This window comes from Streptomyces atratus (assembly GCF_014648655.1).
GTDB classification, from domain to species: domain Bacteria; phylum Actinomycetota; class Actinomycetes; order Streptomycetales; family Streptomycetaceae; genus Streptomyces; species Streptomyces atratus.
This window is the reverse complement of the sequence record NZ_BMRN01000001.1, coordinates 154,649-175,749: the sequence shown is the minus strand read 5'-3', so window position 1 is coordinate 175,749 and position 21,101 is coordinate 154,649. Positions and strand designations below refer to the sequence as shown.

Here is a 21,101-nt window from a genome sequence, read left to right as displayed (position 1 = left end):
CGCGATCCCTCAGCCGCCTGCCGGGCGCCGACCGCGACGGGCGGCCGGGGCGGGGCGCCAGGCGCGCAGGTCTTCGTCCGTCAGTCCGTGCTCGCCCTGCTGGGCGGAACGGTAACCGGCGAAGAAGGCAGCGGGCGTACCGCTGTACAGCGGGTCGAACTCGTTGTGCCACTGGCTGAGCCAGGGCTGAAGTTCGAGCAGGCCCGCGAGGAGCGGAACCATTTCCTCGGAGGACAGCCCGTCATCGTTGGTGAAGTACGTGGTCAGCGCCTGCGCCTGCTCCCGGTGATCCCAGCCTGCCCAGCCGAACAGGTCGGGGACGCCCGAGAATGCGCCCGTCGCGTAGGAGATGAACCGCTCCTTCGGAACGTCCAGCTTGCCGCGAGCCCGCCAGTAGGACGGCTTGAGGAAGTCGGCCGAGGTGTACTTCGGCGGTACGGGGATGGCGTCCCGGATCTTCCGCTTGGCCGGCTCGTCCGGGGCTGCGTCCTCCTCGCGCTGAAGCTCCCAGACGTGCTCCCAGTCGGCGCGCTTCTTCAAGCCGGAAGGCTTGTAGCGGAGGGCGGGGAGGAACGGCACATGCTCGTCCGCGAGGAGTTCGGCGACGACGGTCGCCAACTCCTTGCGGGGCGCGTACAGCTCGGCGACGGACACGAAGTCCTCGTCGAGAGCGAGGGCGCTGGTGAGCTGGGTGCGAGTGAGGAGGGTCGGCTGCCCATCCTGGAACCAGAGATCGCGGTTTTCTATGCGGTCGAGCAACCACGACTTGAGGGCCCGCTCCTGGAACACGTCCCAACCCTCGGTGGCCCAGCGTCGCTTGTATTCAGGCCGCTCCACCATGCCGATGGCTCGGGACGACTCGATGACATCGATGCGCTTCTGGACGACGGCCTTGTAGGCGTCGGACCAGTGGTCGGGCATCTCGGTGATGGGCGTGGAACCGTGCCGCTTAAACCACTCGCCGGATGCCTCGCCCTTCTCTACTCGTCGAGCAAGCACAATCTCGAACGCTCGCTCGCCGAGGGCAATTTCAGGGACCTCGGATTCGGGGGCGCGTAGGTCTTCGGAGTGCAGCTTGTAGAGGGAATAGATCTGCCAGTCCAGCTCCTCTTGGAGGGCGATCATCTTGGCGCGGATGGAGAGCCATTTGATGCTGGCTTCCCGGAGGACGTTGGCTGTGGGGGCCTGTGCTTCAACGGTGGTTGCGGTTGATGGGCTTGTAGCGGCGAACTCCTGAGCCAGAGCATCAAGTTTCGGTGCCAGAGTGGTGGGATAGGCAGCTGGAAGAGGGAAATCCCCCATGGGGGTGCCGTTGAACTGGAAGAAATCTTCAAAAGGGAGGGTGCTTTGCCGGGCACCCTTTGCGTCTACAGTGCTGCCCATGTTGTGGCTTGCCTGCTTAAGCCAGAAACACGCAGTCGAACTGTTGAGTAGTGCCACCAATTGAAGGTGTTCCTCCTCGCTTGCTCCTTCGCGCAGTTTGATTACAGGTGCAGAGCGGTTGAAGACCTTCCCGCCACGGTCTAGGGCGAAGTGATTGTGCGTAGCCACGAAAGCGAAAGTGAGTGAGAGTGGCGTCTTGTACGCCGATGCCGTGTACTGCATGTAGTCCCACCAATGCAGACCGGCTGCCGACATGTCTCCCTGGAAGGTGCCGCGGGCTTCCAGCAGTCGACGCATTGGCCACAGCTCGTATGCTAGATCATCCACTGCAAGGGCTGGGGCATAGGGAAACCAGATTGCTTCTTCCGGCTCTGCTTGCCAATCCCGCACGACCTCGCCGGTCATGAAAGGGCGCAGGCCTTTGCTAGCAGCTGGCGTTCTGTTAACCATTCGCAGAGGGCGAAGATATGCTGCATCCGCTCCAACCCGAACAGCTCGTCCGATGGGGGGATTGATTGCGCTTCGCAAGCGGAGCGAGTTGGAGTCTGCGAGCTTCTCAACTACCTCCAGCCCGCCGTCAGAAAGAATCCAAGGGTGATGACCGAAGTAGCGCTGCCTGTCCAGGTCTCCTGTGGATACCCACCGACTAGCCGAATCAGGTTCGTCGATCTGGTCAACAATGGCCCTCCATACGAGACCATCTTTTGCATTTTCTGGAGTCCAGGGCTCACCTTGAACGCTTCGTACCGTACGAATTGTTGACACGCGCCCGCTGCCTGACCTACGCCGTCCCACAAGGATGACCGTTGGCGTCCCATGCCCTGGAATATAGGCTCCTGATGTATCGATTACTTCTGTCAACTCGGCCTTATGTGCGAAGTATTCTTCAACCAGCTTAATGCCGAACTCTCGCTTCATGAAAGAGCTTGCGGTGATCTGGCCAACCATGCCGTACCCGCGGCCGTCGATCCCTCCTATCCTTGCCAGCTGAAAAAACCTCTCAGCGAATGGAACGGACAAGGCGTATGTTCCCCCGCAGGATGCGTACAGATCTCGATACAGTGCATTCAGCTTCTTATCCTTGACAGTGATGTAAGGCGGGTTCCCCACCACCACGTCATACCGCCCCCGGTCCAGAATTCCCGGATAGTCATCCAGGTCCTCCGTCGCGTAAGCGAAATCAACCAGCCGCTTCCCCGACTCCAGGCTGATCAGCTCCAGCTCCTGCTGTCGGTCCTGAATCAGCGAGTCGCCCACCGCCAAGTGGATCGGCCAGTCATACCGCCCCGCATCAGCCAGCGTCCGCACATTCGCCGCAGCCATGGCCGCAAGCAGCAACCGGAACCGCGCGATGGCCACCGCGAACGGGTTGATGTCCACGCCGTGCACCGAGTTCAGCGCGTCCCGTACGCGCTCATGCCGATCGCGTCCCGGCTGGCGTTCCGCCGACAGCCGCACCAGCCGCCGGAACGCGCCCAGCACGAAGTGGCCTGAGCCGCACGTCGGGTCGATCATTTTCAGCTCGTTGAACCGGCCGCCCATTTCCCGGACCACCGGGTCCATCGTCCGGTCGAGGATGAACTCCTCCACGAACTCCGGGGTCTGGAGCAGCGCGTACGTCTTCCGCGCCGCCTCCGACAGGTCCTGGTACAGGTCACCCAGGAAGCGGGTGTCCCACCCCTCCGTACCGTCCTCGTTCAGCGGGTCTGTGAAGTCGTGGACCAGGAGCAGCGCTCCGTCCTCGCTCCCCTCGCACTCCTGGGCTTCCCGACGCTCCCGCCAGAACTCCACCAGTGCCCGCGCCCCGTCGTGCGACAGCGGGATCTGGTACAGCGGATTGCGGTCCTGGCGGAACAACAGCTTGCCCGCCTGGCCGGCGCCCAGCTCGTCGAAGGCGCGCAGCAGCCAGCCCCGGTACGTGGGGTCCTCGGTCTCCTCCACGTACTGGGCGTACCGTGCCTCCGCGAGGTCGCGGCGCTCCTGCTCCGGGCCCGTCAGGTACGGGTCCGGGATCAGGCGGTTGTCCTCGCAGAAGCGGACGAACACCGTGCCCAGCACCCACGCCACCGCGACCTGCGTGACGCGCTCGTCCAGCCACGCGTTCCACGTCGCCGCTGTACGGCCCAGGCCCCGTGCCTCGTCGTACTCCGCCCGCAGCCGGCCCGCGACCGCCTCCGCCGCCTCCACGGCATCCGCCTGGTCCGCCGAAAGCTCCGCCAGCCGACCCTCCAGCCAGGCTCCCCACTTCGGGGCCTCGTCCGGCGAGGCAACTGCCTTGCACGTCTTCGCGTACTCCGTGCGCAGCGGCTTGAGGACCTTCTCGCCCTCCGCGACCTGCTTGCCGAGGTCCACCTCGACCGCCTTGACCTGCTTGATCAGGTCCGTCTTCAACGCCGTGCGGTCGATCACTTCTGGTCTTCTCCCCTTGTCGCAGTCGGCGTAGCCGTAGTCGTCGGCAGAGCGATTCGCCTGCCCTGCAATTTCAGCTCGTCGGCCCGGTGGGCGTTCGACGCCCACGAGTCCGGCAGGGCCACCCATTCACCCAGCCCCGCCTGATACGGCACAGCCGTCGCGCCCAACCGCGGCGGGCGTGCCGGGTCGCTCTGCGGGCACAGCAGCCACAGGCCTCGCCCGCCGTTCCTCGCCCGCTCGGCCAGCCGTTCCAGGATGCCCATCGCGTCGTAACGGGCAAGCACCCCCGCGTCCGTGAGCAGCACCGGCGCCTTGGGCCCCGGGGCCGACAGCAGCTCGCCCACCCGGGGTTCCACCGCGCCCCATGCCGTGCGCGCGTACTCGGCGAACTTCATCGCGCCCTTCGAACCCGGCGGGGCCACATCCGCCCGCAGGATCGTCTCCCAGGTCGGCTTCGGACGGGCGTCGACCAATTCGTGGAGGGCGCCCAGGAACAGCTCGGTCACCGAGACCACCCCGGCGTCGAACCGGTCGCCCGCCAACTCCCGTACCGCATGGTGTGCCAGACCCGTCCGTACCGTCAGGACCCGGAATCCGTCCCGCCGGGCCGAGGACAGCAGACGTTCCTCCGCCGCGACCGCGCCCGCGAGCTGCGGATCGTCGGAATAGCGGCGTGCGGCGATCGTGCCGGTCGCCTGCCGCTTTCCGTCCGAGGAGAGGAAGCTCGACGCAAGGTTTGTCTTCCGCGGCAGGTATCGCAGCGTGCGGGGGTGCTCGCGGGTGGACAGCACCAGGTCGAATCCGGCCTCCTGCAACGCCTTTGTCAGCCGGCCGCCGGTCGGCAGCGCGTGTCCGCCGCGCTCGTTCAACAGCTCCGGGAAACGTGCCCGTACCCGCTCGTGCACATCGGCGCCGGTCAGCCCCGGCTGGTCGGCCTCCGCCACGCCGGGAATCATGCGGACCAGCCCGGCCTGGGTCAGCCGCAGCGCCCGTACCAGCGGAAGATTCCGTGGATATATCTCCAGCCGGGGTGTCGCCGCCGCGTTCCGCGCTGCCGCTGCCGCGACCTCCGCCAGGCGGCGCTCGTCCCACTCCACGACCCCGCTCGGCGCGGAGATCGCGCTCAGCTCGGCGAGAACCGTCGCCGCGGTCGGCAGTGTGTCCAGTTTCGCCAGCCGGTCCGCGACCCGTCCCAGCCGCTGTGCGTAGTCCAGCAGACCCGGTGCCGACGGAGTCTGAGGTGCGTCTTCCTCGCCGACCTCCAGAGCCAGCAGCCCCGCACCCATGCCCTCGTCGGCCGCGTCCCGGTTCGGAGCGTGCCGGAACTCGCCCTCCTGCGGGACGAGTTGCTCGACCTCCACCACCGCGCGGACCGCGGCCAGGGCCAGTGCCCGGCGCTGCTCGCGCTCCTGGAGCTGGGTGCCGCGGCGCACAGCGAGGGCGTCCGCGATCTCCGCGGCCGACGCGAGCCGGCCCATGGAATACAGCAGTTCCAGGATCTCGGCGCGCAGCGCCCGTACCGTCGGATGTTTCTTCCAGCGGGTGCGCTGGGTCTTCAGCATCTGCGGGATACGGCCCGCCGACAGGCCGAGCGCGTCCGCGACATCCTTCTGCTTCGGCCAGACACCGACCTCGGTGGGCAGCTCGCCGTGCTCATTGGGCAGGCGCAGCAGCAGCCGGACCATCTCGCACTCGTTGCGGTTCGACCCGTCCTTCTTCAGCTCCGGTACGAAGACGGTCGCCAGGGTGTCCAGGCTGACGCTGCGCAGGGCACGTTCCGGCAGCGAACCTCCGCCGCCGGCCTCGGACATGGCACCCGCGACCGCTGCTTCGGCGGCCGAGAGTTCGGCCTTCGCCTCCTTGCGGCCCTCGGGAGTGAGGGGAGCGGCCGGGCGCTCGGCGAGCCGCTGGCGCCATTCCTTGATCCGGCCCAGGACTTCCTTGCGTGTCTTCGCACCGAGGCCGGGAGCGTTCACGAGCTGGCGCTGGCTGTAGTCGAGCAGCTCGCCGACCGTATTGACGCGCAGCCCGTAGACGAACGACTCGGCCGCCGGGCTCAGACCCGAAGCCGACACCGGAGTCGAACGGTCCGCCTGGGCGGCCTGCCGGTCGCGCTGCTGCTCGGCGGTCTCCGCCTCGGCGTCCGCGATCGCGGCACCCGGCGCCGGGGCCGCCGCTTCCACTTCGGCGGCAACCGCGTGACGTGAGCGCCGTGACGAGGGCTTGGCCTCGTCCATCGCCAGGAAGATCTTCTTCCAGGCATCGCGCATCGGCTTGAGATCGCGGAAGCGCTGGGACGCGTCCCGGTGCAGGGCCTTGCGGAAGAAGGCCAGCAGACCGTCCTTCACCGCCGGATCGAAAGCATCCACCGCGATCTTCGGGTACGGCTCCAGCTCCGGGTCGGTCTGGCGCGCGGACACCCGGCCGTCGCCCCACACCGGCAGCTCGCGCGAAGCCATCTCGTGGAGCGTGGCCGCCACGGCGTACCGTTCGGCATGCGCGTCGTACACCGAGCGGTCCGTGAGCGTGCCGATGAAGGGGTCCAGGTAGCCGTCCGTACCCGCGCCGGTCTCCTGTACCGGATACCCGGCGAGGGAGAAGTCGATCAGCACCAGCTCGCGGGTGCGGTTCGGGCGGATCCGGATCGCGATGTTGTCCGGCTTGATGTCGCGGTGCCAGACGCCCTCCCCCTCAAGGAAGTCCACCGCGCCGAACAGGTAATCCCCGTACGCCTCCAGCTGGTCCACCGACAGGCGGCCGAACTCGCGCAGCTGTCGGGCGACGGTTTCCTCGCGCCGCCGATTCTTCGTCGTGCCGGGTGCTGCGGGCTCGACCTCGGCTGCGCGCTCGTCGCCCACGTACTCCATGACGAGGACCGTGCGCTCCGCTATGCGCTGCGGCTCCGGCTCGATCAGCCGGATGATGCGCGAATCGGGGCGCAGCCGACTCATCACCTCGGCCTCACGTACCAGCACGTTATTCCTGCTGCCGGAGAGCGCCACCTTCAGCACCGCGAGTGACTTCGAGAGGCGGACCTCCGGCCCGGCCGAAAGATCCCGTACCAGGAACGCGCGGCTCGTCGAGCCCGTACCCAGCCGGCGCTTCACCTCCCAGCGGCCCGCCAGCACGTCGCCCGCGACCGCGTCCAACGGGTTCTTCTCGGGGACAGGCGCCGGTGCGGGCTCGGCGGGAGCGGGCTCGGTCAGTTCCTCCTCGACGACCTCCAGCATTTCCAGGAAGTCGTCCACCGAGGACAGCCGGTCGGAGACGCTGTACGCGGTGGCCGCCTGCACCAGCTCGTCGATGTACTCCGAAAGACCGTCGACCACCGCGCTCGGCCGCAGCCCCTCGCCCGCCTCGAAGCGGGCCAGTAGTTCGGCCTGGCTGGCCGCGGGTGCCTTACCGGTGGCCAGCAGGTAGGTGAGTACGCCGAGGCCGTACACATCCAGAGCGACCGGATCGGCCTTGAGCGCGGTCAGCTCGGGAGCGAGATACGGGTCCGCACCCTCGGCGATGTGTGCGCCGGCCCGCGAGAACGTCGTCGGTGCCAGCCGGTCCCCGGCGCTCTGGCCACCGTGCTCGGAACCGCGTTGGACGGCGACCTGCCAGTCGGAGATCTGCAGATACGGGCTGAGCCAGCCGGCGTCCTCGCTGTCCGCCCCGGCCGCGCCGCCCCGGGCACGCGGCATCAGATGGATCGCACGCGCGGCCAGGCTGCGGTGATAGATACGCCTGCTGTGCGCCGAACGCACCGTCTCGGCCAGCTGACGCACCAGCGCCATCCGGCTGAGGATGTCCAGCTTCTCTCCGTACTGCGCCAGATACTCATCCAGCCGCAGCGTCCTCGGGTCGTAGTCGAAGATCAACGCAGGGCCGGCCGAATGCCCGGACGGGTCGTACTGCTTGAGCTGCACCACACCCGGGTGCCGGAAGCGCCGCAACACCGCGGCCTCGCGTCGAGCCGCATGCTCCACCGAGGCCCGCAGTCCGGCGTCCGAGCCGCGCTCACGCAGATAGACGCGGATCCGGGCAGCCTCCGGCAGATCGCTGTGCCGGGCCAGGTAGTCCGCCCACGTGGGGCCGGAGTCGAACGACTTCCGGTGCAACAGGTACGGGCCGACCTTGTACTCCGCGTCACTGCGCGCGATGCCGACCCGGCCCAGAGCCGCAGCGATCCTCCGCGAGCGCGGGGCATCGATCCGCCGCTGCTCGAAGTGCGGGGGCTCCTTCAGCATCTTGATGAGTCGCGGGACGGTATGGACACCGTGCTGGTCATGAGCGGGGAGCCGGACCTTCAGTGAGGAGTCGGTGAAGCAGACCGCCTCCGAGACCCACACCCGCTCACCGTTCAGCTCCGGCTCCAGCAGCGAGGCCAGCTCCTTGGCCTTCTTGTTCGCCAGGTGCAGCGGGTTGCCGTGCGCGATCTGCCGCCCCCTGGGCTGGGTCTGCAACCAGGTTCCGTTGCGGGAGTCCAGAGAGCCGTGCCAGTCCTTCAGCTCGATCAGGAAGACGCCGCCGGGAGCGATCACCAGCAGGTCCACTTCCCGGACGTGACCGGTGTTCGCCGTGAACGTGAAGTTCGACCAGGCGCGCCACGGATCGTTGTCAGGAAGCTCCGTGCGGATGGCTTCAAGGCCACGACGCTCATGCGGGAACTCGGAATCCGTGACCGTTTCCCAGCGGCCTTCCCGCATACGCCGTCCCCGCCTTGCTTTCATCCTGATTTTTCGCATGTCGGCCGTTTCGCTCAATCGGCTGACTCCTCGATCGTAACGGCTGGGTGTGACGGACGAGGCACCATCGGAGCGGAAGGAAATAGAGATCTGTCAGCGCTGAGAGCCGTGTCGGTCGGCTCTGGCTGCACACGGAAGATCGACGGGTCCACACCGGGTGAAGGTCGGCTGTCAGTCCAAGTGGCTAATCTGACAATCATGAAAACAGGGGACTGTGGCCCGCTGCCGGGCGCAGGGGATGAGCAGGCAGGCAATCCGGACGGTGGCAGGTCCACGGGCGAGGCGCGTGAGATCCAATGGGTGCTGCAGCCGCGGGGCACCGCGCGAGTGCGGGGGCCCCAGCACTTCAACCACTCCGTTCGCGTCGGCGTCGACCTTTCGGAATCGACGTACGAGAGTGCTCTCGGCGCTGATGCCGAAGAACTCAGGCGCATCTTCCCGGATGGCTTGGCGCGGCTCTGGGGGGCGACGCCCGACATGCGCGCCAAGTCCGCCAAGGTAACCGCACTGCGCGACTGCAGGATCGGCGATGAGCTGCTGTTCTACGCCGATAAGCAGTTCGTTGCCAGGGCCAGGATTCTTGGCTTGTTTCGCAACCGTCCCTTGGCCCAGGCGATCTGGGGCGCGGATGATTCCCAGAGGACGTGGGAACACATCATGGCGTTGGGGGATGTGGCCGAGTTCAACGTGCCGGCGGAGCCCGTCCTCAGAGGGCTGGGGCTCGGCCCCTCGCTGCGCAGTCTGACTCTCGTCCGCGCTGAGGACCGACTCCGCTTCCTGGACGTGCTTGAGAACTTGGAGAGCCCGGGGCAGGGGGAGGCTGCTGCGCCCGTCGCAGAGGAGCTGACCCCGGCGCCCAAGAAGCTGCGACGTGATGACCTGTTCCGGGCTCTCGCAACCTTGAACACGCACTCTCAGAAACAGCGCCCGTCTCGCCACAAGCCCCTCACGCTGTTGTGGGCCGTCGGCCGTCTGGCCGAGGGGAGAGACCGAGTTGTGGACTGGGAGACCTTCAAGAACGAGATGGGCCCCCTTTTGAAGGATTTCGGTCTGCCGGACTCACGGATCACTCCCGAGTACCCTTTCTGGCATCTGCGCAGCAGCGGGTTGTGGGACGTCGAGGGAGTGGGCAGCGAGGAGTTCAAACCGACATCGGCGGCCCTGGGAGCGGCGGGTGCTCGTGCCGGCCTCACGCGGGATGCGGCAAGGATCCTGAGGAAATCACTGGCCCGGGCCGAGGCTGTCGGCTTGTTGTGTTCCAAGTACTTCGAGGACGTCGACCGAGATGCGTTGCTCGGGCGTGTGGGCCTCGCCGGCTACGCGAGCGCCAGCGGGCACAACCCCGACGGTGAACGAGGTGGCCCGGTGGCACGCCGGGATGTGACCTCATCGCGGCCTGAGCGCAACCGGGAGATCGTCGAGACGCTCAAGACGATGTACACGCACGAGTGCCAGGTGTGCGGTAAACGGGTGGCAACTCAGTTCAGCTACTACAGCGAGGCGGCGCACATCAGGGGGATCGGCGACCCGCACGGCGGGCCCGATGAACTCTCCAATCTCCTTAGCCTCTGCCCCAACCACCACGTCGAGTTCGACCGACTTGCCATATACATCGACGAGACATGGGCGGTGCGACGCAATTCGGATGGCGCTGTTGAGTACCAGCTCAAGCGTCACGCCGACCACGTCATCAATGAGGATCACGTCCGCTATCACCGAGGGCTGTGCGGACGTCTCTGAACGCGTCGGTGGTTCGCTCGACAAGAGACACCAAGACCTGCTTTGACCATGGGGGACCGAAGGCCGGTCGGCGTCGGACCGTGCTACCCCAGTCGCCGTGCGGGATGGGCACGTTCTCAACAGGACCGTCGAGCAGCGGATCCTGTCGCGCTGTCCCCAACGGGCCGAGCTGAGCGTGGAGGAAGGCACCGCCCCAGGTGCGTTTCCTGTCCGAACGGCTGGGATACCTCGCGTACGACCGTCGGCCTGGTCGCGACGAGTCGGCCCCGGGCGGATCGGTCCGGCGCTACAGGAGGATACGCACGCGCAAGCGCCGGGAACTCGCCCAGGCAGCGCAGGACGAGTGACGGCGCCCGAATTCACTCGCTCCGCGGCCGGAGGACGACAGAGGACAGGGCGGTGACGGCGATGAACAGCGCCAGGGGCCCGAGCGGCATCACCGTGCTCGGCCGGTCGCTGAGCTGATCGATGAAATGGCCGACGGTGAAGAACCAGCCGACGGTGCCGACAGCCACGATCAGATACACGCGACGCTCCCGCAGCAGACGCATGCCCACCCACAGCACGGCGGGCATGGCCAGCATCGTGTTGACGACCGCCGCCGAGAACGCGGTGTCCCCGGACCCCCCGAGATCACCGCCCACATTCGTCGCCGCCTGCTGCCACTGGGACAGCGACAGGCCGTCGGACAGTAAGAGATGGGACAGGGCGGCGGAAATCACGGTCACGACCAGCGCCTTACCGATGCGTCGAACTGTGGATGTCGTATGCATGGCGTCACGATAGGTCGCGTACGAATCCGGGCCGGAGCGGGCCCCGAGATGTCCGCCCCGGACACCCCCGACCGCACCGGCCGACTGAGCCGCCTGGGCCCGCCATCCGGCTCGCGAGCACGGACATCACGCCGCGGCGGACACCCTGGGCTTGCGCAGAGCCGGACAGAGGGCCAGAACCCGGCCCACGAGAGTGGCGCCGAAGACAACATTGACGACCAGGACCAACCACCGGTCCCCGCTGCTCCGGTTGAAGGCGATCAGCGACGGCAGCAGGTAGAACGCTGCGCCGATCACAGCGACTAACGCGGTCAACGCCGCGTCCATGAGGGCCCTTTGTCCGAAGACTGGTGGCCGGTCACCGTATACGGCCGAGGCCTCCAGCGGCTGCGTACGGTTCCCCGGTCCGCACCCGGACCGATGGTGGCGCGAACGCGTGAAAGGCCGACTGATCACCGGCCGCACGGCTCCGCGCCTATGCTCACTGGATGGAGCAGAGCGAAGTGGTGAAGCGTGTGGTGGGAATCCTCACGGAGGCGGGCGAGATCCGCCGGCTCCTCGAAGAGAACGTGGACCGCGACGATGTGGAAACCGATTCGAGCGTGGTGACCGCGCTCCTGAACGAGACGATGCCCCGGATCACGATCCCCGAGGACGCCTCGATCGAAGAGGTCGCGGTGCTGGTCGGCCGGGAGGTCGGCGGCGCGGTGGAGCAACTGGTCGGCGCCTTCACCCTGGCCTTTGCGATGCTGGCCCAGGTGCACGACTCCGGGCAGACGGACGTGACCTCCGCCGACGTCCTGCAGGACCTGGCACTGCGAGCGGAGCAGATCGGTTCCGGCGGCCCGGAGGACATGGATCCGTAGGCCGCACGGCGCGGGCCGGCCGCCGGCCACTCGTCCGTCGGTCCGGTACTCCACTCACAAGTCCCGTGAGGGTATCGGCGTACCACCGCATCGGACTGCGGTACGCCGTCCTCCGTGCCCACAGGCATTCGTGCGGCCTCCCGGGCCCTCGCTCTGCGCGATCACATGCCGTGCCGGTCGAGGAGGCGCATGAGATTCCGCTTGCGCCTCTGGGTGGCTCGCAGGGCAGCGACGTACGACTGGAACTCGTCCTCGGTGCCCAGGCGGCGGTGGCAGTCGCGGATGTTCAACAGCATGCTCGTCAGTTGCTCGTAGACCGTGTTGCCGGTCTGCTTCGTGAGAGGTTCGGCCAGGCGCAGGTAGACGCGGAGCGCGTCGGAGGGACGAGAGGCGCGTGCCTGGTCGGCGAGGGCGAGCCACTGCCGGTCGTGGGCGCCGGTCTCGGCCGCGGCCTGCCAGGCGGCAGCGATGTCCTCGTCGTCGAGCAGGGCGTCGATCAGGGCCGGCCCGCCGTACCAGGACGGCTGCCGCTGCTGTGCGTCGGCGCGCAGGAGTGCCAGAGCTCGCTCACGTTCCGCCTGCCAGCAGCCGGCTGCCTGCGCCGCCGTGCGCAATTGCTGGTACGTGGCCAGGGAACGGCGGGCGGCGAGGGTGTCGCGGCGCAGGGCGACGGCGTCGGAGAGTCGATCCGCGCGGGTGTAACGGTCGCAGAGGTAGTCCACCAGGGCGATATCGGGAGTGCCGGGGCCGGACGCTTCCTCGATGCCGCGCTCCGCCCACCGGAGGGACTCGTCGGGACGGCCCGCGGTGTCCAGCTCGCGGGCGACGACCAGGTGGGTGCTGCCGTCGTGTGCGAGGTCCGCCGCGTGAACGGCGACCACTGTGTCCACGTCGTTGCCCGCCTTGGCCAGCCGCTCCAGCAGGTACTTCTCCGCCCACCCGGTGCGGTTGCCGCGCCATGCCTCGACAGCCAGCTGCCGTACGGTGACCATGCCTTGCTCTCCGAGGACATCCGCGTAGTCGAGCGGGTCGATGCCGGTCAGGTCGTCCAGGTCACTGAGCACGTGCCGGACCAGCCACCGCCCGGTCTCGTCCGGGTCCGGACGAGCCGTACGGCATGCGTCGAGATGGGCTTCGGCGAGAGCGGCCCCGACCTCGCTCAGCTGCCCGTCGGAGTCGTCGATGCCGTCCTGCACCTCGCTCAGCTGCCGCATCGCCTCCCGCGACAGATGGATCGCGTCCTCGGCCCGCCCGGTGGAAGTCAGGGCGGTGATCGCGGACACCGCCTGCGCGGCTTGTTCGCCGTACGCGCGGGCATCGGCGTACTCCACGTATCCGTACCGCGCGAAGGGAGTGATGTCGAGGAGCTCACGGATCCGGGTACGGACCTCGGCCAGGTCTCCGCGGGCGCTCGCCGCCCGCAGTTCCAGGCGGCGGCGTACCTGCCGGTCCTCGGCGATCTGTTCCCGGACAAGGGCGAGGAGTTCGTCCCTGGACAGTCCGGCCAGCCACACGTCCAGTTTCTGCGCACGACTCCGGGCTCGGCTGCGCTGCCGCGGCAGCGCAGCCGCCTCGGCAAGAGCGGTCAGGCCGAGTGCGACCAGGTGCTTGCAGAAGTTGCCTTCCATGCCGTACGGGCAGTCGCACTCCCCACCCAGCCTGCCGGGTCCGCCGAGGGACAACTCCACCGCGTACGCGTCCGTCCCATGAACCGTGGCAGTGATCCAGCCGTCGCCCACTTCCATGGCGGTCACCGCATCCACGTATCCCTGGCCTCGCTCGAAGGAGCGCGGACCGGCCAGCGCGCGCAGGTCGTTCTTGTCGAATCCCGTGTTCCGTGCCACACGGTCATTCAACCGGAGGGCGGGAGCATGGCTCTGCGGCATTCAGGAATCTGGGTGGTATTGCCGAGATATGGACATGGCAGGGCGCCGCAAGGGAGTTGTGGGCCGTGTCCGTGGTGCTGCTGCGCTTCGAGGTCATGGGCAATGGGGAAGTGGCGGCGGAGCTCCCGGGGCACGGCGGATCCCCCGGTTCGGTGTCAGGGCACAGAAGCTCCCGGAACGACTGGTCCGTGGGCCGGTGGTTCAGGGCTGTTGGCCCATCCCTTGGCTCACCCGCGGCGATGCTCCAAGGTCCCGTCCACTGCTTGTCCGCGGACCCCGGCATACGGCTGCTCCGGGCCGCATCCGCCTGCACATGCGCGAAGACCCCGTCCTCAGCGTTTTCGCTGGTGGCGGGTCTTCGGGCACTTCATGCGAAGTGCCCCGGCAGGATTCGAACCTGTGCACACGGCTCCGGACAGCCCTCAGGGGCGATCGCTTTCCGCATGAGCTCACCGAGTGGGAAAGGTGAGCCGCAGAACGATTTCGCCGTCGTCGATCTCCCCGGTGGGCTCGAACCCGAACTTCCGATAGAAGGGCCACGGTTCGCCGTCGCCGGGCTCGTAGCTGGTCAGCAGCTCGGTGGCGCCGTCCGTGCGAACCAGGGCGGCGATCTGCGTGAGCGCCTCTCGGCCGATCCCTCGCCCCTGGTACCGCTTGTCGACGAGGAGGCGCCAGATGAAGTGCCGCCCCTTGTATGGACCAGCCGGCGGTTTCCACGACAGCATCACGAAGCCGACTGGCTCGTCGTCGCGGTACAGGGCGCGGTACCAGGGATTGGTCTCCGGTTTCTTCGTCGCCTCCTTGAGCGACTTGGACACGGAGGCGACGAACTGCTTCTGGCGACGTCGGACGCGGAGGGCGCGAACGGCATCCCGGTTGTCGTCGGTGATCTCCCGCAGCTGCACGCCTGGGGACCTCATGCCACACCCCTTCCTGCATTCGGCAGCTGCGCCATCCGGGTCGATGTGAAGAGCCGCCGCCGCGCGGTAGTCCGTTGTGTGTACGCAATATCAAGGACGTCAGGTTGAACGTCTTCGCAGCGTATTCGACGCAGCGGATCTGGAACGGGACTGGCACGCCGGGCTGTGCCCGCGCCCGAGGCAGCTGCTTCGACCTGGGCAGACACTCCGAGATCCTGTCCACGAACAGTCCACAGACCCCGCCCCAGGGCCGCTCGGCGCTGCACATGCCTGCGCATACGCGAAGACCCCGGCCTCAGCGTTTCCGCTGATGACGGGGTCTTCAGGCACTTCAATCGAAGTGCCCCCGGCAGGATTCGAACCTGCGCACACGGCTCCGGAGGCCGATGCTCTATCCCCTGAGCTACGGGGGCGTATCGCTGCGTTACGCGGCGACGGGAGAAACACTACCAGCTTCCACAGGGTGTCCGTGAACAGGTATTTCCGTGCTGTCGGAGGCGACGGTACGGGCCGCCCAGAGGGGCCGTAGGGGTGGTCCCGGGTGCATCCGGCCACCCCCTGTGCCACTCGTCCGGGGTCGGAAATAGGCAAAACCCGGACGCAGCCCCTACGCCCCGCCTACTCTCGGAGTGTGTCAGGGGCTTGTGGCCGCGTGCTTGTTGTCGACGACAACAAGGTCATCCGGCATTTGATCAGGGTCAATCTTGAGCTTGAGGGCTTCGAGGTCGTGACCGCGGCCGACGGTGTCGAGTGTCTGGATCTGGTGCATCGAGTCTGTCCCGATGTGATCACGCTCGATGTCGCGATGCCCCGGCTGGACGGTTTGCAGACCGCCACCAGATTGCGCTCCGATCCGCGGACCAGACATCTGCCCGTGGCGGTCATCAGTGCGTGTACGCCGTACGAGGTGGACAGCGGGGTCGCCGCAGGCGTCGATGCGTTCCTGGCGAAGCCCTTCGAGCCGAGCGAGCTGGTGCGGCTCGTACGGCAGTTGACGGACAGGGGGGACCCGCCGTCGGCCGACGGCAGACATGGCGCCGGGAGAGCGGAGAGCGCCGCGGGGTGACCGCATGGCGAAACCGGGTCGCGGGGCGCCCCCCTTCCTCCCATACGCTTGTCCTGTGACCCCCGCCGATCTCTCCAGGACCGTGCTGCACGCCGTGCGCCGCGCGGTCGACGAGGACGTCTTGCGCGCGCCCGTGCCCGCGCGCGTGCGGGTGGAGCGGACACGGCCGGGCGGTCGTGGGGACTACGCCACTGCCGTCGCCCTCCAGCTGGCCGGACCCGCCGCGCTGCCGGCCAGGGAAGTGGCCGAGATTCTTCGGGAGCGGGTGCAGGGGACTCCGGGGATCGGTGGTGTCGAGGTCACCGGGCCCGGGTTCCTGAACTTCACCCTGGACGGTGACGACGGCCTGGCCGCCCTTGTCGGCGCCATTGGGGCGGGCGGTACCGAGTACGGGCACGGGGACGCCCTCGTCGGCATCACGGCCTCTTTCGTACCCGTCGAGGAACTGCGCGCCCGTGTCGTCACCGGGACCGTCGAGCGGCTGCTCCGGTCCCAGGGGGCGGAAGTCGGGGCGCGGACGGCCGACGGGGAGGCACTGCATGTGGTGCCCGTGCCCGCCGCGGACCGCGATCTCTTCGCACGGCTCGGGAGTGACGCCGCGCGCTGGGCACTGCTGCGGGCGGCCCCGCACGACCGGGCCCGGTGCACAGGGAGCGATGAGCTCCTCGTGCAGCAGGAAAGCAATCCGTTGTTCCGGGTGCGGTACGCGTACGCCCGGACCAGGGCCCTGAGCCGGAACGCTCAGCAGCTCGGGTTCTGCGGCGCCTACGAGGAGCGTGTGGACGCGCCCGTGCTCGGTGCACTCCTCGCCGACCATCCCGGTGTGCTCGCCGCCGCCGCCCGCCACCGGGAGCCCGACCGGCTCGCCCGGCAGCTGGAAGCGGTCGCACATGCCTTCTTCGATTTCCACGACGGCGCCGCCCCGCTCCCCGTCGGTGACGAGAAACCCTCGGTCGCCCACCGCTCCCGGCTCGCCCTTGCCGAGGCCGCCGGGACGGTGCTGGCGGGCGGCCTGTCCCTGCTCGGCATCAGCGCACCCGAAGTCCTCTGAGAGACCCGAGAGAACAGAGCAACACGATGAGCCGATCCGCACACCCCGCCGGGCCCCGTCACGCCGATGTCATGACGGAGGGGCACTACACGGCCCCGCCCGCCGATCTCAACGTCCTTGACGAGAAGGTCTGGGCCCGTACCGTAGCCCGCAACGAGGACGGTGCGGTCACCGTCGGCGGGATCGAAGTGACGCGACTGGCCGAGGAGTTCGGCACCCCCGCCTATTTCCTCGACGAGAGCGACTTCCGGGCCCGCTGCCGGGCCTGGGCCGACGCCTTCGGGCGCGACGCCGATGTGTTCTACGCCGGGAAGGCGTTCCTGTCGCGGGCGATCGTGCGCTGGCTCAAGGAAGAGGGGCTCAACCTCGACGTCTGCTCCGGGGGAGAGCTGACCTGCGCACTGGATGCCGGGATGCCCGCCGAGCGCATCGCCTTCCACGGCAACAACAAGACCGTCGCGGAGATCGAGAGGGCGGTCACCGCCGGCGTCGGGCGGATCGTGCTCGACTCCTTCCAGGAGATCGCGCGGGTCGCGCACATCGCGCAGGGGCTCGGCAAGCGGCAGCGCGTACAGATCCGGGTGACCGTCGGCGTCGAGGCGCACACCCACGAGTTCATCGCCACCGCACACGAGGACCAGAAGTTCGGGATCGCGCTGGCCGGGGGACAGGCCGCCGAGGCGGTGCGCCGGGCGCTCACCCTCGACGGGCTCGAACTCATCGGCATCCACTCGCACATCGGCTCGCAGATCTTCGACATGGCCGGCTTCGAGGTCTCCGCCCGGCGCGTGGTGCAGCTGCTCGCCGAGGTGCGCGACGAGCACGGCATCGAGCTGCCCGAGATCGACCTGGGCGGCGGGCTGGGTATCGCCTACACCTCCGAGGACGACCCGCGCGAGCCGCACGAGATCGCCAAGGCGCTCGGCGACATCGTCACCCGTGAGTGTGAGGCGGCCGGGCTCGCCACCCCGCGGATCTCCGTCGAGCCGGGGCGCGCCATCGTCGGCCCCACCGCGTTCACGCTGTACGAGGTCGGCACCATCAAGCCCCTGGAGGGGCTGCGTACGTACGTCAGCGTCGACGGCGGTATGTCGGACAACATCCGCACCGCGCTGTACGACGCCGAGTACAGTGTCGCGCTCGTCTCGCGCACCTCCGATGCCGAGCCGATGCTCGTGCGTGTCGTCGGCAAGCACTGCGAGAGCGGCGACATCGTGGTCAAGGACGCGTTCCTGCCGTCCGACCTGGCCCCGGGCGATCTGATCGCCGTGCCCGCCACCGGTGCGTACTGCCGCTCCATGGCGAGCAACTACAACCATGCCCTGCGCCCGCCCGTCGTCGCCGTGCGCGACGGGGAGGCGCGAGTGATCGTCCGGCGCGAGACGGAGGAAGATCTCCTGCGTCTCGATGTCGGCTGATGAAATAGATGTCTCAGGATCCGGACGAGTGACAGAAACTCCCGTCCGGTGAGTGAGACTGGTCCACACATCAGATGTAAACGAAACGAGGTCGGATGATGCGTACGCGTCCGCTGAAGGTGGCGCTGCTGGGCTGTGGAGTGGTCGGCTCAGAGGTGGCGCGCATCATGACGACGCACGCCGCCGACCTCGCCGCGCGCATCGGCGCGCCGGTCGAGCTCGCCGGTGTCGCCGTGCGCCGGCCCTCCAAGGTGCGGGAGGGGATCGACCCCGCACTGATCACCACCGATGCGACAGCCCTGGTCAAACGGGGCGACATCGACGTGGTCATCGAGGTCATCGGTGGCATCGAGCCCGCCCGTACCCTCATCACCACCGCCTTCGAGCACGGCGCGAGCGTCGTCTCCGCCAACAAGGCGCTGCTTGCCGAGGACGGCGCCGCTCTGCACGCCGCCGCCGAGCAGTACGGCCGGGACCTCTACTACGAGGCCGCCGTGGCCGGCGCCATCCCGCTCGTACGGCCGCTGCGCGAATCCCTCGCCGGTGACAAGGTCAACCGGGTCCTCGGCATCGTGAACGGCACCACCAACTTCATCCTCGACCGGATGGACACCAGCGGCGCCGGTTATTCCGAGGCACTCGACGAGGCCACCGCTCTCGGGTACGCCGAGGCCGACCCGACCGCCGACGTCGAGGGCTTCGACGCCGCCGCCAAGGCCGCGATCCTGGCCGGAATCGCCTTCCACACCCGGGTGAGGATCGGCGAGGTGCACCGTGAGGGCATCACCGAGGTCACCGCCGCCGACATCGCCTCGGCCCGCCGCATGGGCTGCACCGTCAAGCTCCTCGCCATCTGCGAGCGTGCCGCCGACGGACAGTCCGTCACCGCTCGCGTGCACCCCGCGATGATCCCGCTCAGCCACCCGCTGGCCTCCGTCCGCGAGGCGTACAACGCGGTCTTCGTCGAGGCGGAGGCCGCCGGGCAGCTGATGTTCTACGGCCCCGGCGCCGGTGGCTCGCCGACCGCCTCCGCGGTCCTCGGTGACCTGGTCGCGGTCTGCCGCAACAAGCTCGGCGAGGCCACCGGTCCCGGTGAGTCCGCGTACACGCGTCTGCCGGTCAGCCCCATGGGCGAGGTCGTCACGCGGTACCACATCAGCCTCGACGTGGCCGACAAACCTGGCGTACTCGCCCAGGTCGCGACGGTCTTCGCCGAACAGGGCGTATCGATCGATACTGTCCGCCAGCAAAGCCGAAATTCAGGCAGTGGCGACGAAGCCGCCATCGAGCAGGGTGGCGGCGGGCGACGGGCGGGCGGAAGCGGCGAGGCCTCCCTCGTCGTCGTCACCCACCGCGCGCCCGACGCCGCCCTCTCGGCGACCGTCGAAGCGCTGCGCAAGCTCGACACCGTGCGCGGTGTCGCCAGCATCATGCGTGTTGAAGGGGAGTAAGGACCCATGACCAGCAAGGGCACCCACCAGTGGCGCGGCATCATCGAGGAGTACCGGGACCGCCTTCCGGTCACGAGCACGACGCCGGTCGTCACGCTTCGTGAGGGCGGTACGCCGCTCGTCCCCGCTCAGGTCCTCTCCGAGCGCACGGGCTGCGAGGTGCACCTCAAGGTCGAGGGCGCCAACCCCACCGGGTCGTTCAAGGACCGCGGTATGACGATGGCGATCACCCGGGCCAAGGAGGAGGGCGCACAGGCCGTCATCTGTGCCTCCACCGGCAACACCTCCGCCTCCGCCGCCGCGTACGCGGTGCGGGCCGGCATGGTCTGCGCCGTCCTCGTACCGCAGGGCAAGATCGCGCTCGGCAAGATGGGGCAGGCGCTTGTGCACGGCGCCAAGATCCTCCAGGTCGACGGCAATTTCGACGACTGCCTGACGCTGGCCCGCTCGCTCTCGGACAACTACCCGGTGGCGCTGGTCAATTCGGTCAACCCGGTCCGTATCGAGGGCCAGAAGACCGCTGCGTTCGAGATCGTCGACGCGCTCGGCGACGCCCCGGACATCCATGTCCTCCCGGTCGGCAACGCGGGCAACATCACCGCGTACTGGAAGGGTTACAAGGAGTACGCGGGCGACAGCATGTCCACGCACACCCCGCGCATGTGGGGCTTCCAGGCCTCCGGCTCCGCGCCCATCGTCCGCGGCGAGATCGTCAAGGACCCGTCGACCATCGCCACCGCGATCCGGATCGGTAACCCGGCCTCCTGGCAGTACGCGCTGGACGCCCGGGACGAATCGGGCGGTTTCATCGACGAGGTGACGGACCGCCAGATTCTGGCTGCCTACCGGCTGTTGGCCTCCCAGGAGGGCGTCTTCGTCGAGCCCGCGTCGGCCGCGTCCGTCGCCGGCCTGCTGAAGGCCGCCGAAGAGGGCAAGGTCGACCCGGGTCAGAAGATCGTCTGCACGGTCACCGGCAACGGGCTCAAGGACCCCGACTGGGCTGTCGCGGGCGCTCCGCAGCCGGTCACGGTCCCGGTCGACGCGGCCACCGCTGCCGAGAAGCTGGGCCTCGCGTAAGCCCTGGGGCCGGTCGGCAGGAGCCGGGCTCGGCTGTCGGTGAGAGCCCGGCGCACCGTCGGCAGGAGCCCCCTTCGCCTATCGGTAGGAACCCAGCTCAACCGCCCCTTCTCGGGGCGGAGAGCGCATAGGAGGCGGGCGACACGCATCGTGCGCCTCCTGTGCGCCCTATGTCGCCACAGAACCATCCTTCGATAAGCTGTACGCAACCCGCCCCGCCGCATCTGCCGCGGTGCAAGGGCCGTTGTGGCCGTCGGGTTCCCCGGAATCCCACTCCCCGCCGCCACGACCTCCCGCCAGCATCGAGAAAACGCTTCACCACCCC

Annotated in this window: 13 protein-coding genes and 1 tRNA gene; 7 read left to right on the top strand and 7 right to left on the bottom strand. The window is 68.2% G+C overall.

The window, feature by feature from the left end; genetic code table 11:
• Positions 1-9: 9 nt before the first annotated feature.
• Together pglX and pglW are read right to left on the bottom strand one after the other, a co-directional pair.
• A complete protein-coding gene (gene pglX / locus IEZ15_RS00710; RefSeq protein WP_189273351.1) occupies positions 10-3,792 on the bottom strand; it encodes a BREX-2 system adenine-specific DNA-methyltransferase PglX in 3,783 nt (1,260 codons plus the stop codon).
• On the bottom strand, positions 3,789-8,489 hold the full coding sequence (gene pglW / locus IEZ15_RS00705) for a BREX system serine/threonine kinase PglW (RefSeq protein ID WP_189273349.1): 4,701 nt from the start codon (positions 8,487-8,489) through the stop codon (positions 3,789-3,791). Before pglW ends, pglX begins: the two co-directional genes overlap by 4 nt.
• Before the next feature lie 237 nt (positions 8,490-8,726).
• Between pglW and IEZ15_RS44375 the strand changes: the two genes are divergently transcribed.
• Entirely contained in the window at positions 8,727-10,268 is a 1,542-nt protein-coding gene (locus tag IEZ15_RS44375) for a phosphorothioated DNA-binding restriction endonuclease family protein (RefSeq protein ID WP_229845671.1), read from the top strand.
• A 359-nt stretch (positions 10,269-10,627) separates the two neighbouring features.
• On the opposite strand, the gene IEZ15_RS00695 is transcribed toward IEZ15_RS44375, so the two are convergent.
• Complete coding sequence (locus tag IEZ15_RS00695; protein WP_189273346.1) at positions 10,628-11,041, bottom strand: hypothetical protein; 414 nt, start codon at positions 11,039-11,041, stop codon at positions 10,628-10,630.
• 126 nt (positions 11,042-11,167) lie between these two features.
• On the bottom strand, positions 11,168-11,356 hold the full coding sequence (locus IEZ15_RS00690; protein WP_189273343.1) for a superinfection immunity protein: 189 nt from the start codon (positions 11,354-11,356) through the stop codon (positions 11,168-11,170).
• Between the two features lie 173 nt (positions 11,357-11,529).
• On the opposite strand from IEZ15_RS00690, the gene IEZ15_RS00685 reads away from it, so the two are divergent.
• Entirely contained in the window at positions 11,530-11,907 is a 378-nt protein-coding gene (locus IEZ15_RS00685) for a hypothetical protein (protein ID WP_189273342.1), read from the top strand.
• Between the two features lie 161 nt (positions 11,908-12,068).
• On the opposite strand, the gene IEZ15_RS00680 is transcribed toward IEZ15_RS00685, so the two are convergent.
• The 3 genes from IEZ15_RS00680 to IEZ15_RS00670 all read right to left on the bottom strand — a co-directional run bounded on the left by IEZ15_RS00680 (position 12,069) and on the right by IEZ15_RS00670 (position 15,126).
• Positions 12,069-13,652 (bottom strand): SWIM zinc finger family protein, encoded by a 1,584-nt coding sequence (locus IEZ15_RS00680; protein ID WP_373302479.1) that lies wholly within the window; start codon positions 13,650-13,652, stop codon positions 12,069-12,071.
• Between the two features lie 590 nt (positions 13,653-14,242).
• Complete coding sequence (locus IEZ15_RS00675; RefSeq protein WP_229845670.1) at positions 14,243-14,713, bottom strand: GNAT family N-acetyltransferase; 471 nt, start codon at positions 14,711-14,713, stop codon at positions 14,243-14,245.
• Between the two features lie 341 nt (positions 14,714-15,054).
• Positions 15,055-15,126 (bottom strand) — tRNA-Arg (locus IEZ15_RS00670).
• Positions 15,127-15,344: 218 nt separating this feature from the next.
• Here IEZ15_RS00670 and IEZ15_RS00665 point away from each other — a divergent pair.
• The 5 genes from IEZ15_RS00665 to thrC all read left to right on the top strand — a co-directional run bounded on the left by IEZ15_RS00665 (position 15,345) and on the right by thrC (position 20,776).
• Positions 15,345-15,779, top strand: coding sequence for a response regulator (locus IEZ15_RS00665; RefSeq protein ID WP_229845669.1), 435 nt, complete (start codon positions 15,345-15,347; stop codon positions 15,777-15,779).
• Positions 15,780-15,834: 55 nt separating this feature from the next.
• Positions 15,835-16,830: an ArgS-related anticodon-binding protein NrtL gene (gene nrtL, locus IEZ15_RS00660; RefSeq protein ID WP_189273337.1), complete on the top strand. Its 996-nt coding sequence runs from the start codon at positions 15,835-15,837 to the stop codon at positions 16,828-16,830.
• A gap of 26 nt (positions 16,831-16,856) precedes the next feature.
• Positions 16,857-18,248 (top strand): diaminopimelate decarboxylase, encoded by a 1,392-nt coding sequence (lysA, locus tag IEZ15_RS00655; RefSeq protein WP_114246662.1) that lies wholly within the window; start codon positions 16,857-16,859, stop codon positions 18,246-18,248.
• A 95-nt stretch (positions 18,249-18,343) separates the two neighbouring features.
• Positions 18,344-19,699 carry a homoserine dehydrogenase gene (locus tag IEZ15_RS00650; protein ID WP_189273335.1) on the top strand — a complete coding sequence of 452 codons (1,356 nt, stop codon included), beginning with the start codon at positions 18,344-18,346 and terminating at the stop codon, positions 19,697-19,699.
• Between the two features lie 6 nt (positions 19,700-19,705).
• Positions 19,706-20,776, top strand: a complete 1,071-nt coding sequence (gene thrC / locus IEZ15_RS00645; RefSeq protein ID WP_189273333.1) for a threonine synthase — start codon at positions 19,706-19,708, stop codon at positions 20,774-20,776.
• Positions 20,777-21,101: the final 325 nt, after the last annotated feature.